Annotated in this window: 13 protein-coding genes, 1 tRNA gene and 1 pseudogene; 7 read left to right on the forward strand and 8 right to left on the reverse strand. The window is 39.2% G+C overall.

All coding sequences use genetic code 11. The annotated features are described in order from the left end of the window. Positions 1–153 precede the first annotated feature (153 nt). The 3 genes from crtA to hpsJ-A all read left to right on the forward strand — a co-directional run bounded on the left by crtA (position 154) and on the right by hpsJ-A (position 2,409). Complete coding sequence (crtA, locus tag AC2VE5_RS11630) at positions 154–1,020, forward strand: cyanoexosortase A (RefSeq protein WP_486887906.1); 867 nt, start codon at positions 154–156, stop codon at positions 1,018–1,020. Further along, positions 1,017–1,670 carry a cyanoexosortase A system-associated protein gene (locus AC2VE5_RS11635; RefSeq protein ID WP_486887907.1) on the forward strand — a complete coding sequence of 218 codons (654 nt, stop codon included), beginning with the start codon at positions 1,017–1,019 and terminating at the stop codon, positions 1,668–1,670. Before crtA ends, AC2VE5_RS11635 begins: the two co-directional genes overlap by 4 nt. 67 nt (positions 1,671–1,737) lie before the next feature. Beyond that, complete coding sequence (gene hpsJ-A, locus AC2VE5_RS11640; protein ID WP_486887908.1) at positions 1,738–2,409, forward strand: HpsJ-like protein, cyanoexosortase A-associated; 672 nt, start codon at positions 1,738–1,740, stop codon at positions 2,407–2,409. 681 nt (positions 2,410–3,090) lie between these two features. On the opposite strand, the gene AC2VE5_RS11645 is transcribed toward hpsJ-A, so the two are convergent. The 4 genes from AC2VE5_RS11645 to AC2VE5_RS11660 form a co-directional block, all read right to left on the reverse strand. Continuing rightward, positions 3,091–3,984, reverse strand: coding sequence for a WecB/TagA/CpsF family glycosyltransferase (locus AC2VE5_RS11645; protein ID WP_486887909.1), 894 nt, complete (start codon positions 3,982–3,984; stop codon positions 3,091–3,093). Between the two features lie 1,145 nt (positions 3,985–5,129). After that, positions 5,130–5,507 (reverse strand): hypothetical protein, encoded by a 378-nt coding sequence (locus tag AC2VE5_RS11650; RefSeq protein WP_486887910.1) that lies wholly within the window; start codon positions 5,505–5,507, stop codon positions 5,130–5,132. A gap of 41 nt (positions 5,508–5,548) precedes the next feature. Further along, a complete protein-coding gene (locus AC2VE5_RS11655) occupies positions 5,549–5,800 on the reverse strand; it encodes a hypothetical protein (RefSeq protein WP_486887911.1) in 252 nt (83 codons plus the stop codon). Between the two features lie 143 nt (positions 5,801–5,943). Then, a complete protein-coding gene (locus AC2VE5_RS11660) occupies positions 5,944–7,563 on the reverse strand; it encodes a mechanosensitive ion channel family protein (RefSeq protein ID WP_486887912.1) in 1,620 nt (539 codons plus the stop codon). A gap of 111 nt (positions 7,564–7,674) precedes the next feature. On the opposite strand from AC2VE5_RS11660, the gene ahcY reads away from it, so the two are divergent. From ahcY to AC2VE5_RS11680, 4 genes are all read left to right on the forward strand, one after another. Next, positions 7,675–8,952: an adenosylhomocysteinase gene (gene ahcY, locus AC2VE5_RS11665; protein WP_486887913.1), complete on the forward strand. Its 1,278-nt coding sequence runs from the start codon at positions 7,675–7,677 to the stop codon at positions 8,950–8,952. 90 nt (positions 8,953–9,042) lie between these two features. Continuing rightward, entirely contained in the window at positions 9,043–9,648 is a 606-nt protein-coding gene (locus AC2VE5_RS11670; protein ID WP_486887914.1) for a DedA family protein, read from the forward strand. A gap of 102 nt (positions 9,649–9,750) precedes the next feature. Then, positions 9,751–11,478 (forward strand): ABC transporter ATP-binding protein, encoded by a 1,728-nt coding sequence (locus AC2VE5_RS11675; RefSeq protein WP_486887915.1) that lies wholly within the window; start codon positions 9,751–9,753, stop codon positions 11,476–11,478. Positions 11,479–11,623: 145 nt separating this feature from the next. Beyond that, positions 11,624–11,986: a hypothetical protein gene (locus AC2VE5_RS11680; RefSeq protein WP_486887916.1), complete on the forward strand. Its 363-nt coding sequence runs from the start codon at positions 11,624–11,626 to the stop codon at positions 11,984–11,986. A 36-nt stretch (positions 11,987–12,022) separates the two neighbouring features. Here the strand turns inward: AC2VE5_RS11680 and AC2VE5_RS11685 are convergent. The 4 genes and pseudogenes from AC2VE5_RS11685 to glyQ form a co-directional block, all read right to left on the reverse strand. After that, a tRNA-Ser gene (locus tag AC2VE5_RS11685) sits at positions 12,023–12,109 on the reverse strand. Between the two features lie 39 nt (positions 12,110–12,148). Then, entirely contained in the window at positions 12,149–14,395 is a 2,247-nt protein-coding gene (locus AC2VE5_RS11690; RefSeq protein WP_486887917.1) for a ComEC/Rec2 family competence protein, read from the reverse strand. Positions 14,396–14,407: 12 nt separating this feature from the next. Then, positions 14,408–15,185: pseudogene (locus AC2VE5_RS11695) on the reverse strand (NYN domain-containing protein). Between the two features lie 48 nt (positions 15,186–15,233). Beyond that, positions 15,234–16,106 (reverse strand): glycine--tRNA ligase subunit alpha, encoded by an 873-nt coding sequence (gene glyQ, locus AC2VE5_RS11700; RefSeq protein WP_486887918.1) that lies wholly within the window; start codon positions 16,104–16,106, stop codon positions 15,234–15,236. Positions 16,107–16,351: the final 245 nt, after the last annotated feature.

Below are 16,351 nucleotides of genomic sequence, written 5' to 3' on the forward strand. Positions count from 1 at the left end.
AGAACAAATAAAGATTTTCTGGAAACTATTAATTTAGTTCCCAGAGTTTTTTTATCATCGTTCGGTTCAATCTAGGATTTTAATTTTAAAATCCTAGTATAAGTGGAAAAAATGTTAATAATTAAATATAATGTGAGAGCTTTGCGTAGCGCTATGGATGCTACTAAATTAATTAATATCAATTCTTTAAAAAATTCTAAGTTTTGGCTTTTGGGTATATCAGCCACCTTGATTGCTATTCATTTAACTCTAATATCAAGAGCTAACGACGACAGCTTGCTGGGTACTTGCGTATTATTTTGGCTTGCTGTGTCGTCTATGGTGTGGTCAAAGCAAGATAGTTTGAACTTGAATAGCGGATTTTTTTCTAGTTTGTGGGCGTTGTTTCTGATTACTTTGGTTCTTTTTAAAAGCGCCTTCATATTCCAATACGACTATTTTCTGCGCTTTTCTCCCTTGCTTTCAGCTTTGGGTATCGCTTTACTTGCTTCTGGGTTCAAGGGATTAAAGCAATATTGGCGAGAGCTACTGATTCTGTGTTTTTTAGTGCCATCTCCAGGAGCGATCGCATTATTAATTGATATATCCACCTTTACCGCCCAATTTACAACTGTTATTCTCTGGTATTTGGGATTCGATGTTGTCCGCCAAGGAGTTTTTATTCATTTAGCAACAGGAAGCGTAGAGGTGTATCCAGGCTGTTCTGGAATAGAGTCGATGTTGCAAATGTTAGGACTAGCAGTTCTTTTTTTAGTGATATTTCCTACGACTAAGCAAGACAAAATCTTCGTGCCTATTTTGGCTATCTTTACAGCATTTATAGTTAATGGGTTTCGAGTCGCACTGATGGCTGTACTGGCAGCATCTTCTGAACCTCAATCTCTTCACTACTGGCATAAAGGCGATGGTTCGCTAATATTTTCAACACTTTCTGTGGCGATTTTGGGGCTTTACTGTCTTTTCCTACTCCGACGAAGCAATTTAGATATTCGCCATCGAGAGGAATATCAAGAGCTATGAGTTATGGTAATAATCTTCGTATCTCGCTTCTAGCCATAACTTTAAGTAGTGCGCTATTGATATTGGCAAAAGTAATTTTATATCCCGCTACGATCCGCTATATAGTTAGTGCTTTTACTTTTCCTTTAGTAGTCCCCTTAGCTGGATGGCAGTTATTACCAAGCGTTCCTATTTCTACTGAACAAGAACATCCGGAGTATCTTTCTGGAAGGCGCTATCAATACATACAGGCAACTGTACCATTGACTATTGAAATGCGTTACTTAAGCAATACCAATGGTGAAGTTAAAAACTTGTTAAAAAGTTATACATCTATTCCTTTGTCTCCTAAATTACATTATCAAGAAGGAATAGGATTCTATGGCACATTTATATATCAACAGAAAGCATACTTAAGTAGCTGTATTAATCCACGGGGCGGTAGTACAGTTACCCAAAGTCAGTTTAACCAAAATCGCCATACCTATGACGTAAAAATCAATCGTTTATTGCCTTGGTTATTGGGACAAGCAAAACTTGAGGACAAGCGCTGTCTTTGGACTCAGTTGTCTACTCCTTTAAAAAGCTCTTCATCTGAAGCGTCCCAGACCTTAGAAACTGCTTGGTTTACCTGGTATCAATGGTGGTATCCGCGTTTTCCAAAGCCTTAAAACACAACAAAAATACTTTAATTGAAACAGGAAATTTATACCTATGACTCAGTCAGAACTCAAAGACTTGCACTCAAATGAAATATTATTTCACTCTATTGGTTACGGTCTATTGTTATTTGTATTAATTGACTTTATCGGTATTGTTTTTCCTCCACATTTTATGGATCCTATCTGGGAGTTTCAAACAATAGGAGCAATAGTTGAGCGAGTGCCTTTACCTTTAATTGGGCTAGTATTAATCTTTTATAAGAAAGTAGATTTCCGCAAAAAATGGGAATTGAAAATATTAAAGCTCTTATCTCATGGTTCTTTATTAGTAGGTATATTCTTTTTACTATTGATTTTTTTATGTGCCAGCAATACTTTACGTATTAATAAATTAAATGACGATAGGGTGAATACAGTAACTAATCAGCAACTAGCTCAACTTCAAGAAACTGAGCAGCAAGTAAATAAAGCTACCCCCGTAGAGCTGGAAGGTTTTCTTGCCCGCATCAACACGCAAGGGGCTTCGCCTATTCAAAACTCTCAAGAACTGAGAAGCCGTCTTCTAAGCGAACTTACTAAGTCCAAAAACCAATTGAAAACGGAAGCTGCAACAACACGTCGAACTAAAAGACTTGCACTAATAAAAAGTGCAGTCAAATGGGGCTTAGGATGTTTAATTGCTGGTGATTTATTTATTCACGTTTGGCAGTCTACTAAATGGGCGAGGAAGGATACCAAACGGAACTAAGCTAATCTTACCGATTCTACATAAATAAATGCTCTGACTAACAAGCAGGGCAACAACAAATATACAGCCGTTGCGAAGAAACTATTACCAAAAAATCCACAAGTCTGCTTAAGACTTTGATTTGCAATATTCCGCAAGACACCTCTTGCATGAATTTATTTTTGGTACGCTCTTACGATAGTTCGATCTACTTACAGCCGTTCTTAGTTGGGGAAACATAGCAACAGCAACTGATAACCCAACTAATAATATTTTGGGTAGTGACCGCAGGGAGAACATCTGCGATCGCTTAGTATACCTTGTGCATAAGCACGTGCCGCTCTGGCGCGCAAAAACTCTTTGACCTCCGACCAACAGTTTTCAACTGGTGAAAAATTTGACGAGTAGGGAGACAAATAGATGGCTGTTGTTTCTCAAATGCCTATGACTTTGTAGGCAGGCAGATTATCCCTGATACGCGCATCCCTTCCATCCAGAGATTAGGCACTAGACCAACTAAGTACAAAAATCTACCCACAATAATTAAATGCAGGTAGATACGAGTAAAAATTAAGTTATGGTTCTGAATTGTCTTTATTAGTCTTAGCTCGATAGATCAAATTATTTAAGACTTATCGTTGTAGAGACAACATCCACAGCTATTGCTAGCTAATTTCTTCTGAAGACTGTTTTTAGCCACTTTTAAGAAAAAGAGTGTTTATCTGTTGGATCGACCTTTTTTGTTAATAGCTGTTTTAAAGCTAGCCAAACAAAAGGTGGAATAGTTGTTTTATATCTGCTCCAAAGTCGGCGCGGCTCTTGAATCAATCGATATAGCCACTCTAGCCCTAATTGTCGTATCCACATAGGCGCTCTTTTTTGAAGTCCTGCCAGCACGGGAAAAACTCCACCCAAGCCAATCATTACGGCTTGAACTTTGTTTTTATGCTGGTGCATCCAATGTTCTTGTTTAGGACATCCTAGCGATACTAAAACTATCCCTGCTCCACTTTGATTAATTTGTTCGACAATAGCCGCATCTTCTTGAGGAGTTAAAGGACGAAAAGGTAATGGCTCCATGCCAGCAATCTGAAGTTGAGGAAATTTTTGTTCTAGCTCTACGCGCATTTTGTCCAATATTTTTGACTCAGAACCCAAGAAAAATATCTTCACGTTTTGCTCAGGAGCAAGCTCACCTAAAGCTAATAAAATATCCATACCAGCAACTCGATCTTGCTGGCTTGCTCCCAATAGTTTCATCATCCAAACTAATGGCATTCCATCAGGAGTCACAAGATCGGCGTTTTGTAAGACTAAAGATAATTCAGGATGCCAGTAAGCTTCTGTTAACATATGTACGTTAGCTACACAAACAACCTTGCTTGAACGCTCTCTACCCCAATCTAATATTGTTTTTATTTGTTCTTTGAAAGGCAAAGCTGTGACTGAAGAACCAACCACGTTTAAGGCAGGTTTATTAGGTTGGTTATTACCAACTTCTTTATCTAAATTATTAATAATTTGACAATCGTACTCAGCTTGAACCTTAGATTTGATTTTATCCTTCAACTTAGCTTGAGCCTCTTGTATAATCATGTCAACTTTCCTTTTATTTTTTTATGGCAGGGGTTCATCTTTGATTTTTCAAGTTACAAAGTTGAATGCCATGTTTACATTAGTTATTTAGTGCTGCTCTTGAACACAGTTTTAGTTAGAGCCTGAACAGTACAACTGTCTATAAGTTAAGAAACTACTTACAAAATTGATTAGAAAGAAAATTGTAAGTGGGGAACAATATATATTTAGCTTTACTCATGCAAAAGCTCCAATTACGAATGATTGTCATAGGCTCATAGTTGCGTCATCAAAATTGCTGCATTCACGATTGGTAAATGGTAAATAATGACAAGCAGATAACTTGTATCTAGCATTTGTCATACAACACAACTATTGATTTGTAATTGATGCACCACTGAACTAAAATTGCCCTACCTTCAGAAATGCAGAGAAATATTAGATTTGCTAGGCAAAGTAAATCTTGTAACGATGTACTTTTATTGCACAGCCTTGATAGGCGTTAGTAAAAATATTAGTCGAATCTACTTAGCCTCGTTGTTCTAGTTTACATCTCAGTGCATGAAATTATGTGAGGTACTTGAAATCTTTATAGTTTGGATTAAAAATCTTCATAGTTTCAACTAAATTCAAATATTCATATACGCTTTTTTAGCAATAACATCTCTATACATATACAGTAAATATATAATTATGCTTATCTCCTATACACTTCATATAAAAATTACAATCACTTCACACAAAGTTTATGTAAGAATTAAATATCAAACAAGTTTTATGAATAAATTCGTTGAGTTCCAGGTTTTGCCAGTAAATCCGATCTAATAGCTAATTTTTGTCTGGTATCTAGAAAAAGATTTGCCTAGATAAAGCATTTGCAATTTACAGCTACAAAAAATACCCTGTTTCCAGAGCTAATGTTTGGCTAGTATAAGTCTTATTTAATACATAAAAGCTATGTAAAGTTAACGTATCTATATTATTGCTGAAGGATTGATTCAGGCGCTTAATGCATAGCTTAGGAGATGTTTTGAAAGTACAAACAAGTACTAAAATATACTAAAGACAACTGAAAAATAAGTGTATTGTAGGTAGGTCAGCTTATTGCCCAAATAAAAAGCAGTGATAATAATTCACTGCTCAATAATTACTAATTTGCTGGCAAGTTACAGTCCTATTAATTCACGGGATTCAAAATCTGTTAGTTGTTGAGCGATCGCGCGTCTTGTTTCTAACTTGGCTACGCTAAACTGGTTACGTAGATATTCTAAGTGAGCTAGAGCATTAGCTTTTTCGGCTGTTAGTCGCATCAAGGTGTTTGTGGCGATTTGATATTCTCTATCTGTGAGTAAGACTTCAAACCTCCGTGCCTTGCGTTGAGTGTCATTTTTTAAATCCATGTCAAAAGCCGAACGAGTATCGGCGTGACCTTCAACTCGATCTAGCAATTGTTGTACTGCCATAATTTCCGAATCTAGTTCATTGACCCGTTGAGCCGCTTGAGCGATCGCTCCTGGGTAATGACTCAGTTCTATTGCGATCATATTCTTCCCCTAGCAATTACTGAAATTAATTCTCTTAAGCTTTATGCCACCAATTCTTGGAGTTGATGCACTGTCGTCAAAGGTAGTTGCTCCGCTTGTGGCATCCCTGCTTGTTCTAATACTTTGACTTCGATATTGACAGAAACCAAGTAGCTACCAGGTTCGGCTCCAATAGCTTCAGCAATTAGTTTTGCAAGTTCTGGACGCTTAGCAGTAATAGGATCTCTTAAACTACAACGATCCCAATCATGCTTTGCTGTCGGATTTAAGTTGAGAATATAGTGCTTAGTCATAGGTTAAAGTCTGGAATCCATTCTCTGTAACAACTCTATTGAGCCATTGGCTGAATGACTCTACTCTTTTATTATAGTACAAACGTACTAAAAATGCGATCACACCTCTAATCGCATTTTTAGCAAGGTTTCTTTTCTAGGGATTAAATCGATCCTGTGTCTTTATCTTTATGCTCAGAGACAGATTTAGGTGCTGATACTACTTCATTTACCCAAATAGCTTGTTGAGGCAAAGGAATGGCAATACCAGCTTTATCGAAAGCAACTTTAACGCGGCGGCGATACTCCCTAGCAACCTCCCATTGTTTGAGAGGTTGGGTTTTAATCCAAACACGAATCATTAAACCGCGATCACCAAAATCGTCAACTCCCAGCACTTGCGGCGTTTCAATAATTTGCTCAAGCCATTTTGGCTCTTTATCCATTTGTACGCCAATAGTATTAATTAGTTCTAAAGCTTGGTCGATATCTGCATGGTAAGTAACAGGAATACTGAGATCGGCTCTCGACCAACGACTAGAAAGATTAGCAACAATTTTGATTTCACTATTGGGAATAGTAATCAAGCGTCCTTCTGAGTCTCGCAATTGAGTAATGCGGAGATTAAGGTTTTCCACCAAACCTCCAACATTTCCTACATTAATTACATCACCTAGAGCATACTGGTCTTCCAAAATAATGAAGAAACCATTAATCGCATCTTTAATTATGTTCTGAGAAGCCAAAGAAACGGCAACCCCCAATAAACCCGCACCAGCGAGTAAAGGCGCGATATTTACACCAACCGTAGTGAGAGCAATCAGCGCCCCGATCGCTACCCCGCTTAAAGTTGCTATGCTTTTGGTGACTCCAGAAACAGTCGAAACCCGTAAACGCAAGCGCAAAGCATCTTCCGGTGTAAGTAAAGTATTAATTGCCAGCGCTCCGGTAAAGCGATCAATTAAAACATAACTTAGTCGGACAGTTACATAAGTTGCTAATGCCACAATGCCAAGGGTAAAAGGCACTCTTAACACTGTCACAATCCAGGCTGGAATCACCCGCGTGTAGGGAAACAAACCCAAAATTAACAGCGCTCCACTACCCCAAATCAGGCTTTGTGCTAACTGAAATAACCTCCGCCTAACTTCTTGGATGTTATTTTGTTGCTGGTTGCTAAGCTGAGTTGTGACTGAATCGATTGATGGTGTAGTAATAATTGGGCGCTGATTTAGTCGCCCTTGCCAACTACAGGCTGCCCAGCTAGTTAAAACTATCGTTACAAACACTCCAGTAGCGATCGCTCCAGAACGGGCTAAAAACGGCGGCTGGCGTTCTTGTTTGGCTCGTCTTAAGTCTTGCTCTAAAGATAATATCAGTTCTTTAGCTAGATTAAATGGTTCTTCCGCTTGCAGTTTGGCATCTGGGCCAGTAATGGTAAATAAATATTCACCGTTGACATAGATTTCGGGTAAATTATTTTCTTCCTCAAATTGTACCTGGAGTTTTGTAGAATTGCTTTGAAAGTAATTTTGGCTAATACTTTGCAAGCGTTGTTGAATTTCATCAACGCGATTGGCTAAATTACTTCTAGTTCCGGCTATCTGAAATAGACGGCGACCATCTAAGGAAATCCAAGTAGTTACCACTTCGCTATCTGACCTTAACTGTGGGGAAGAAGTTGGCAAAGGTAAATTGGGTAAAGGAAACTGGGCAGTTGCTGGGCAAACTACTACAACAGTTAGCATAGTTGACAGCGCGATCGCCCAAAATTTAGACCGCATTTTCTACTCCTAATAACTACTTCTTAAATTAAGGGTAGATGTTCACAATTAATAAAAATGCGGTTAAGCTGAGTGAGACTACTTAGTGTAAGTATTTAAGGAATATTTTTAATGACCGCAACTACTGCTCGCGTAAAGCATGAAATCAAAGATATTAATTTAGCTCCTTCTGGCAGACAAAGAATTGAATGGGCGGGTCGAGAAATGCCCGTCCTCAAGCAAATACGCGATCGCTTTGCTCAAGAAAAGCCTTTTGCTGGTATTCGTCTAATTGCCTGCTGTCACGTCACTACCGAAACCGCTCATTTAGCGATCGCTCTCAAAGCTGGTGGTGCAGACGCGATATTAATTGCTAGTAATCCTCTTTCTACTCAAGATGACGTAGCTGCTAGTTTAGTTGCTGACCACGAAATTCCTGTTTTTGCAATCAAGGGCGAAGACAATGACACTTATCACCGCCACGTCCAAATTGCTCTAGATCACCGCCCCAACATCATTATTGATGATGGTAGCGATGTAGTTGCTACCTTAATTCAAGAGCGCCAAGACCAAGTTGCAGACTTAATCGGTACAACCGAAGAAACTACCACCGGAATTGTTCGTTTAAAAGCCATGTTCAAAGACGGCGTATTGACATTCCCAGCAATGAATGTTAATGATGCCGATACCAAGCACTTTTTTGATAATCGTTACGGTACAGGACAATCAACTCTAGACGGAATTATCCGCGCCACAAATATTTTACTAGCAGGTAAAACAATCGTAGTCGCTGGTTATGGCTGGTGCGGTAAAGGTACAGCACTGCGGGCGCGGGGACTTGGGGGTAATATAATTGTTACCGAAATCGATCCAATCCGGGCAATTGAAGCAGTTATGGATGGCTTTAGAGTGCTACCAATGGCAGAAGCTGCTACTCAAGGGGATATTTTTATTACTGTTACAGGCAACAAGCACGTAATTCGCGCCGAGCATTTTGAAGTTATGAAAGATGGTGCGATCGTTTGTAATTCTGGTCACTTTGATATTGAAATTGACCTCAAATCTTTGGGTGCAAAAGCTCAAGAAGTCAAGGAAGTACGCAACTTTACCCAACAGTATCAAATGCCTAATGGCAAATCTGTTGTGGTTCTAGGTGAAGGTAGACTAATCAACTTAGCCGCCGCCGAAGGACATCCAAGTGCAGTAATGGATATGAGTTTTGCTAACCAAGCTTTGGCTTGCGAATATTTGGTCAAAAACAAAGGCAAACTAGAACCCGGTTTGCACTCTATCCCTGTAGACGTAGATGCAAACATTGCTAAATTGAAGTTGCAAGCAATGGGCATCAATATTGACACTCTCACTTCAGAGCAAACTGAGTACATCAATTCTTGGACTGCGGGAACTTAAGACGATATAAGTTGGTTAGTAAAAGGAGGCATAGTTAGTTAGCTATGTCTCCTTTCGTTTATACGTTAGTTAGCAACAGGAAATAAATTAATGGTTGAATGGATTACTGAAACTATGAATTCCCTTGGCTATTGGGGTATTGGCTTATTAATGTTTTTAGAAAACCTGTTTCCTCCTATCCCTTCAGAGTTAATTATGCCTCTAGCGGGGTTTACTGTAGCTCAAGGGAAATTACAGTTTGCGCCAGTAGTATTTGCAGGGGTTTTTGGGACAGTAATCGGTGCGCTACCTTGGTATTATGCAGGTAAGGTACTTGGCGAAGTGCGCTTAAAAAGTTTAGCCGATCGCTATGGTAAGTGGTTGACGGTTTCAAGTAAGGACATCACCAAAGCTACAGGTTGGTTTGATAAACATGGCAGTAAAGCTGTATTTTTATGCCGTCTCGTACCCGGAGTCCGCACTTTAATTTCCTTACCAGCAGGTATTAGTAATATGCCTCTGCTGCCGTTTTTAGCTTATTCAACTATTGGTACAACATTGTGGGTAGGGCTGCTAACTTATGCAGGCTACGTGTTGGGAGATAATTACGAACTTGTAGATAAGTATCTTGGTCCTGTTTCTAAGGTTGTTTTAGCTATCATCCTTGCCGCCTTTGCTATTTGGGTAGTAAGAAGAATTATGCGCCGTTCTACTTGAGTTTTCCTTAATTACAAGGAATTCCCAAAAGTTAGTTTTGTATATTTAGTCCAAAACTGATAGCTTCAAATTTGAGGCATTAACACTTTATAAATATTCAGCTTGAAAAATCGCTCTAATTACTGGCAGTTACAACCTTATATTCAAAAGCAGTGGAAAACTATTGCCAAAGGATTTATTTGCATCCTCGGCTATGTAATTTCTACTTTACTCCTGATTTATTTAGCGGGGAAGTTACCTGCACCGTTTGCAGAAGGTAATGTAATTGTGATCGCTCAAATATCGGCGATCGCTCTAGGGATATTTTTGGTCAGGGGAATTTCTCAGTCTGGGCAAGATATATTCATGGCTCAAGCGGCTTTAAAAGTTGCTTTAAATTTGCGCACGCAAGTTTACACCCATATGCACAAGTTAAATCTTAGCTACTTTGAAACTACCCAAGCTGGAGACTTATCCTATCGCCTCACCGAAGATGTAGACAGAGTTGGGGAAGTAGTCAATAAGCTATTTCATGATTTTGTGCCTTGCGTCTTCCAACTGGTAGCAATTCCTATCTACATGATTTATCTCAATTGGCAATTAACCCTAGCTACGTTAATCGTTGCACCACTGATGGGGGTTTTGATTGGTTGGTTTGGCGAAAGACTACGCAAGTTTTCTCGTAAAAGTCAAAATCGCGTCTCTAATTTATCAGCAATCCTTACAGAAGTTTTTAGTGGAATCCGTCTAGTCCAAGCTTTTGCCGCAGAAAAATATGAAATCGCTAGATTTACTCATGAAGCTGAAGCCAGCCGTCAAGCAAAGTATTCGGCGGAGCGCTTGAAGGCTATTCAAATCCCAATTATCGGGTTTTTAGAAGCTCTAAGTATACTTTTACTGTTATGTATCGGTGGCTGGCAAATTTCCCTAGGCAACTTAAATGTAGCTGAGTTTTTTAGTTTCTTAACGGCGGGAGTAACCTTACTCGATCCCATTAGTCATGTTACTAGCAACTACAACGAGTTCAAGCAAGGGGAGGCATCCGTTGACAGAGTTTTTGAGATTTTGGCGATCGCACCTACGGTAGTCGAAAAGCCAAATGCGATCGCGCTGCCCGAAGTTACAGGTAAAGTAGAATACCGCCGCGTTAGCTTTGCTTACAAGAGCGACCAACCTGTATTAAACAACTTGAGCTTACTGGCATTGCCTGGAGAAACAATTGCCTTAGTAGGCGCTTCGGGAGCAGGGAAAACAACTTTAGTTAATTTATTGCCTCGCTTCTATAACCCTTTAGCTGGGGATATTTTAATTGACGGCATCAATATTCAAGATGTAACAATTAGCAGTTTGCGGCAACAAATTGGCATTGTTCCTCAAGAAACTGTACTATTTTCTGGAACAATTGCCCAAAATATCGCTTTTGGACAAACAGACTTTGATTTAGACGCAGTGCAAGCTGCCGCCCAAGTAGCCAATGCTCATCAATTTATTAGTCAATTACCTGATGGTTATTATACTTGGGTGGGAGAAAGAGGCGTAAACTTATCAGGTGGACAAAGACAAAGAATTGCGATCGCTCGTGCTGTATTACTCAATCCCCGCATCCTCATTTTAGATGAGGCGACATCAGCCCTAGATTCTGAGTCCGAAGCTTTAGTACAAGAAGCATTAGAACGAATTATGTATAATCGCACTGTGTTTATTATTGCTCACCGTTTAACTACAGTAAGAAGATGCGATCGCATTTTAGTAGTCGAAAAAGGAGTAGTTGTAGAATCTGGCACTCATGAGGAGTTACTATCACTCTCTCGCCAGTATGCTCACTATTACAGCCAGCAGTTTAGTTCATAACTCAAACACCTTTGATTAACTTTCTGGTATGTAAACAAAGCGTTAAAAATTTAACCAAGGTATGCTGAAGGTATTATTGGCTTGTCAAGTCGTTAAAATTAAAACTTTTGGCACAATACTAAAATCAGAGAGTTAAATACACATAATGACAGTATCAGGTTTCGACAAATCTTCTCCTCGTATGGATATCAAAGTAGCCGTAGCTAAGTTGCGAAATGACACTTTCTATAAAATGGCTGATGGACGTACCATGATTTTGTCACCGAGTAATTGCGGCGGGATGAAATGGACGCATGATAAAAGTCATGTGTTATCTAAAGACGCAACAGAAGGTTATTACCTGAGAAGAACCACTGACGCAGGGTTTAATAACATTGGTATTGAATGGAAACAAGCCGCATTTAATTTAGCCCAATCTGGTTACTTAGCTCTTTCCCGCAAAGAGGCTGTTGATGATAGTATGCCCGTACAGATAGTAGAAAGTAACTTATCAACAGTCGAGCGCTAACAGGATTGACGATCTTGTTTTTTGCTTAGTTTTCAACGGAGAGGAGAGGATTCGAACCTCCGTTGGGTTTGACCCCAAAACTGATTTCGAGTCAGTCGCATTCAACCACTCTGCCACCTCTCCAATAGACAAAAAATGTCATAGCTATTGAGTATAGCATTTTTATAGCAGAGATGCGTTGTTTTCAACCGTTTCTGTAGTTGACTCAAATTTATTACCAGGTGTCCATTGAATAGCGCCATCTCGTGAGGTTAAAAATATCTTTGTCTTGATTTTTTGTAAGCCAGCCGTGTTTGAGGCAGTGTTTTGAGAATAAGCAATCGCAAATTCTGGCTTTATTGTTTCAATCAACTCTGCATCAAGTGCTTTTGCAAATACTAGAACTTGAATAGAAGTTACATTTTTACTTGCAGCTTGAACTGCTTGGCTATTTGGCTTCGTATTGCCTACCAGTAACCATTTTTGATTTTGAATCCGTAGTTGCCACAGAGGGATGCGATCGCCAATTAACTCAATTTGTGAAGAACCTGCCAATACTGACTCCCTAGCACCTAAAACTTTGTAGTTCCCACTATTAAGCGATCGCACTTTTTGCTTAATTTTCTCATCATCTGCAATGCTATAAAAGTTTTTAACAGGCAGTTGTGCCAAAATCTCCATCCAACCATCTTGATCGTTTAGAGGATTTGTAGCGATCGCCCAATCAATAGAGTTAATTCCTTGCTGTTGTAAAAAAGGTAAAACCGTAAAACGGGCGCTAGTGAGACTGCCACTATTAACTAGCAACACTTTACCCCGATCTTGAACTACTATTAGTGGTTCCACTTTATCTGCCAGTATCGTAACTTGAAAACCTGTAGCTGAATGCCAAATTGGAACCAATACCAAAGTCACTACTACTACACCAACCAGCCACCAACGTTTGTGCAACCAAGGTAGAAACCAAAGTAAACCCATCAATCCATAAATTGCTAATAGTTGCCAAAGGGCTATTTTGCCCACAGCTAGAGAATTTCCTGGTAACTGAGAAAAAAATTGTACCAGCCAAATTAAAACATAAGTAGGGTAGTACAAAAGCCAAGCGATCGCACTTCCGGCGGTAGAAGAAACCAAAGCAGCGATCGCGCTAACAATGCCACCGATACTAATAATTGAGATTAAAGGTATCGTCAGAATATTTATGACCAAGCTATAAGGCGGAATTACCCCAAAAATGTAAAGTTGTAGGGGTAAGGTCCACAAAGCTGCTGACAGGGGAACAGCAATCAAAGTTGCGATCGTTTTTGGTATCCAATTCAACTTTGTAGTTACTGCGGGTACAGTGACAACTAATCCTAATGTCGCTAGGAAGCTTAATTCAAAACCTAAATCCCAAATCCATAAAGGATTCCATAACAGCAAGAGGGTTGCGGCTACTAATAATGATCCTAGAGGCTTGATTTTTCGGGTGGTAGCTACACCAATTAATGCCCCAAATCCCATAATTACGGCTCGAAGTACCGAAGGCTGCAAGCCAGTTAAACCAACGAATCCTATCAATGCAGTTGCACCACAGCCAAATTGCCATCCTAGAGGTAAACCTTTGCTTAAAGCCATTACCAAACCAAGAATCAAGGCAGTTTGAAACCCTGAAGCAGCCAAAGCATGAGCTAATCCAACTCGAACAAATAAGTCCCGGATGTCATAGGGTAAATCAACTGCTTTGCTGCCTAAAACCATTGAACTAACAAGCTGTCCTTCAGGACTTCCTAGCCAACGAACTTGCGATCGCACAATCTGCTTACTAACTTGCCATAATCCCCATCTTGGCTGTTCGCTAACGGTAAAATTTACTTGCCTTCCATTTATGCCAGCGAAGGTACTTTGTTGTTGCAAAAATCTCTTAAAATCAAAACCACCTGGATTAGTTGCGGGTTTTGGTCTATATAAAATACCTTTAATTGCGATCGCTTGTCCTGGATATAAACCAGTAGATTGAAGTATAGGCACAGTTACATACAAATTGCCTGTGACTTTAATTACTTTACCTATTTGATTGAGTTCTTTTGCCTCTAACCAAAATTGTCCCTTTTGACTCCGAGTTAAACGAGGTAAGCTAGCGACTTCGCCTTGAACTGTAACAACTTGCTTTTCATTATTGATAAATTGACTAATATCATTAACGGCTGGTTGAGGCGTTTTTATCTGAAAATACAGCGTTGCTAAAAATCCAACTATACCTGCTGCTAAAAATAGTTTTGGTTTAGACTTCCGCCATTTATCAGATGACTCCCTACCATAGTTTCTATGTGATACGTAGCTTAAAATAACTCCTATAGCAATGCTCCCATAACCCCCCCAGCTAAGAGGCGTAGATAGCAGACCTATAATATAAGCAAGACATAAAACTACAGCATTCGTCTGACTCATTAAGTTTGATTATTAATTTTTTAATTTGATATATAAGACTTTATCTGCTTGATTTTTCTCATGAGGTACAGTTTTAATCTCGAATATCTCAATAGCTCTAATCAATTCACCTAACTTTTTATATCCATAATTTCTCGAATCAAAAGATGAAGATAGCTTATTGATTTGCCCTCCCAATTCTCTTAAGTCAGCCCATCTATCTTCCTCTGCAATTGCCTCGTAAGCATTTTTGACAAGCTTAACCAATTTGGAGTTTTCTTTCAGTTCGGAGCTACTTTTTAAGTTATTATTCGGACTATCTTTTTTAGCTTTGGTTATTTCGGCTCCCCCTTGATCTTCCATTTCTTCTAGATTCTCTGTATAAGTAAACTTATCGCAGGCTTTTTGGAAAGGCTCAGGAGTTTTTTTCTCACCAAATCCATAAACAATCAATCCCGATTCTCGAATCCTACACGTCAATCTAGTAAAGTCACTATCGCTGAAAACAATACGAAACCCATTAAAGTTATTTGTGTATAGTATCCATCGCATGAATGATCAACGCGCTATCAGTAGAGCTTTTACCCAAAGTATAACTAAACTGTTGAATTGGTTGTATGGCGAATCTATTTAACTTATCTTTCCAGCTATTTGAGTGAGTGCTTGTCCAATCTCCATAAACTCGTTTGACATGAGCGGTACCATACTTAGCAACTTCTTTAAGTAAAGTCTCAATCATAGTTGCAGTTGCATTATCAGCATCAATTAAAACCGCAAGTCTATCTGATTTTAATTGATTATCACTTTTCATACTTCTGCGGAATTTTTTGTCTTATAGCCTCCTAAAAATATACACTAGCTATAGATTTTTTAAAAGTGGAAATCCTAACTTTTCTCGTTGTTGCAAATACAGATTAGATATTTTCCTTGCTAGGTTACGGATTCTACCTATATAGCGAGTCCGCTCTGTCACAGCAATGACACCTCTAGCATCTAAGAGATTAAATGTATGAGAACACTTTAGAACATAGTCCAAGCTTGGCAAAACGAGTCCTCTTTGGGTAAGCTGCTGTGCTTCTTGCTCGTACAAACCGAATAGAGTTATCAGCATCTCTGAATTGGCAGCCTCAAAGTTATATATGCACTGTTCTATCTCACCTTGTAAGTAAATGTCTCCATAAGTCAGATTGTCTGTCCACTGGATTTTAGAAATCGCTTCTACTCCTTGGAGGTACATAGCCAACCTCTCCAACCCATAAGTAATCTCAATAGAAACAGGGCGACAATCAATGCCTCCACATTGTTGAAAGTAAGTAAATTGAGTAACTTCCATTCCGTCAAGCCAGACCTCCCAGCCTGTTCCCCACGCTCCCACAGTCGCATCTTCCCAGTTATCTTCTACAAACCGAACATCATGTTCTTCAGGCGCAATGCCTAAAGCTCGTAAGGAATCAAGATAAATACCCTGAATGTTTTCTGGTGACGGTTTGATTAAAACTTGATACTGATAATAGTATTGGAAGCGATTAGGGTTTTCGCCATAACGTCCATCAGTGGGACGGCGACAAGGCTCAACATAAGCAACAGACCAAGGCTCTGGCCCCAACGCTCGTAAAAAAGTCTGAGGATTCTTTGTCCCAGCCCCCTTTTCTATGTCATAAGGTTGGGCAATTAGACAACCGCGATCGCTCCAAAATGTATGCAGTGCTGCAATTACTGATTGAAAATTCATAGCTTCCTTTGATCGTCAGGACAATATTATCAATCATTGTTGTCTAAAACTACTGTCAGATCTAGACTTGAGAGCTTTAGAAAATTCTTTTCTGTAAGCCCTTGACAATTTTATTTAGAGTTGATAGATTAATAAAGCGCTGGAGAGGGAAGCGAAAGCGGAGCGAACCAGAAGGCACGCCGAACCATGAAAAAATTATAGTTGAAAAGCCAAAAAAAAGCACTATAGTCTTCGTCAGAGAAACT

The organism is Aliterella sp. E5.1 (assembly GCF_057473825.1).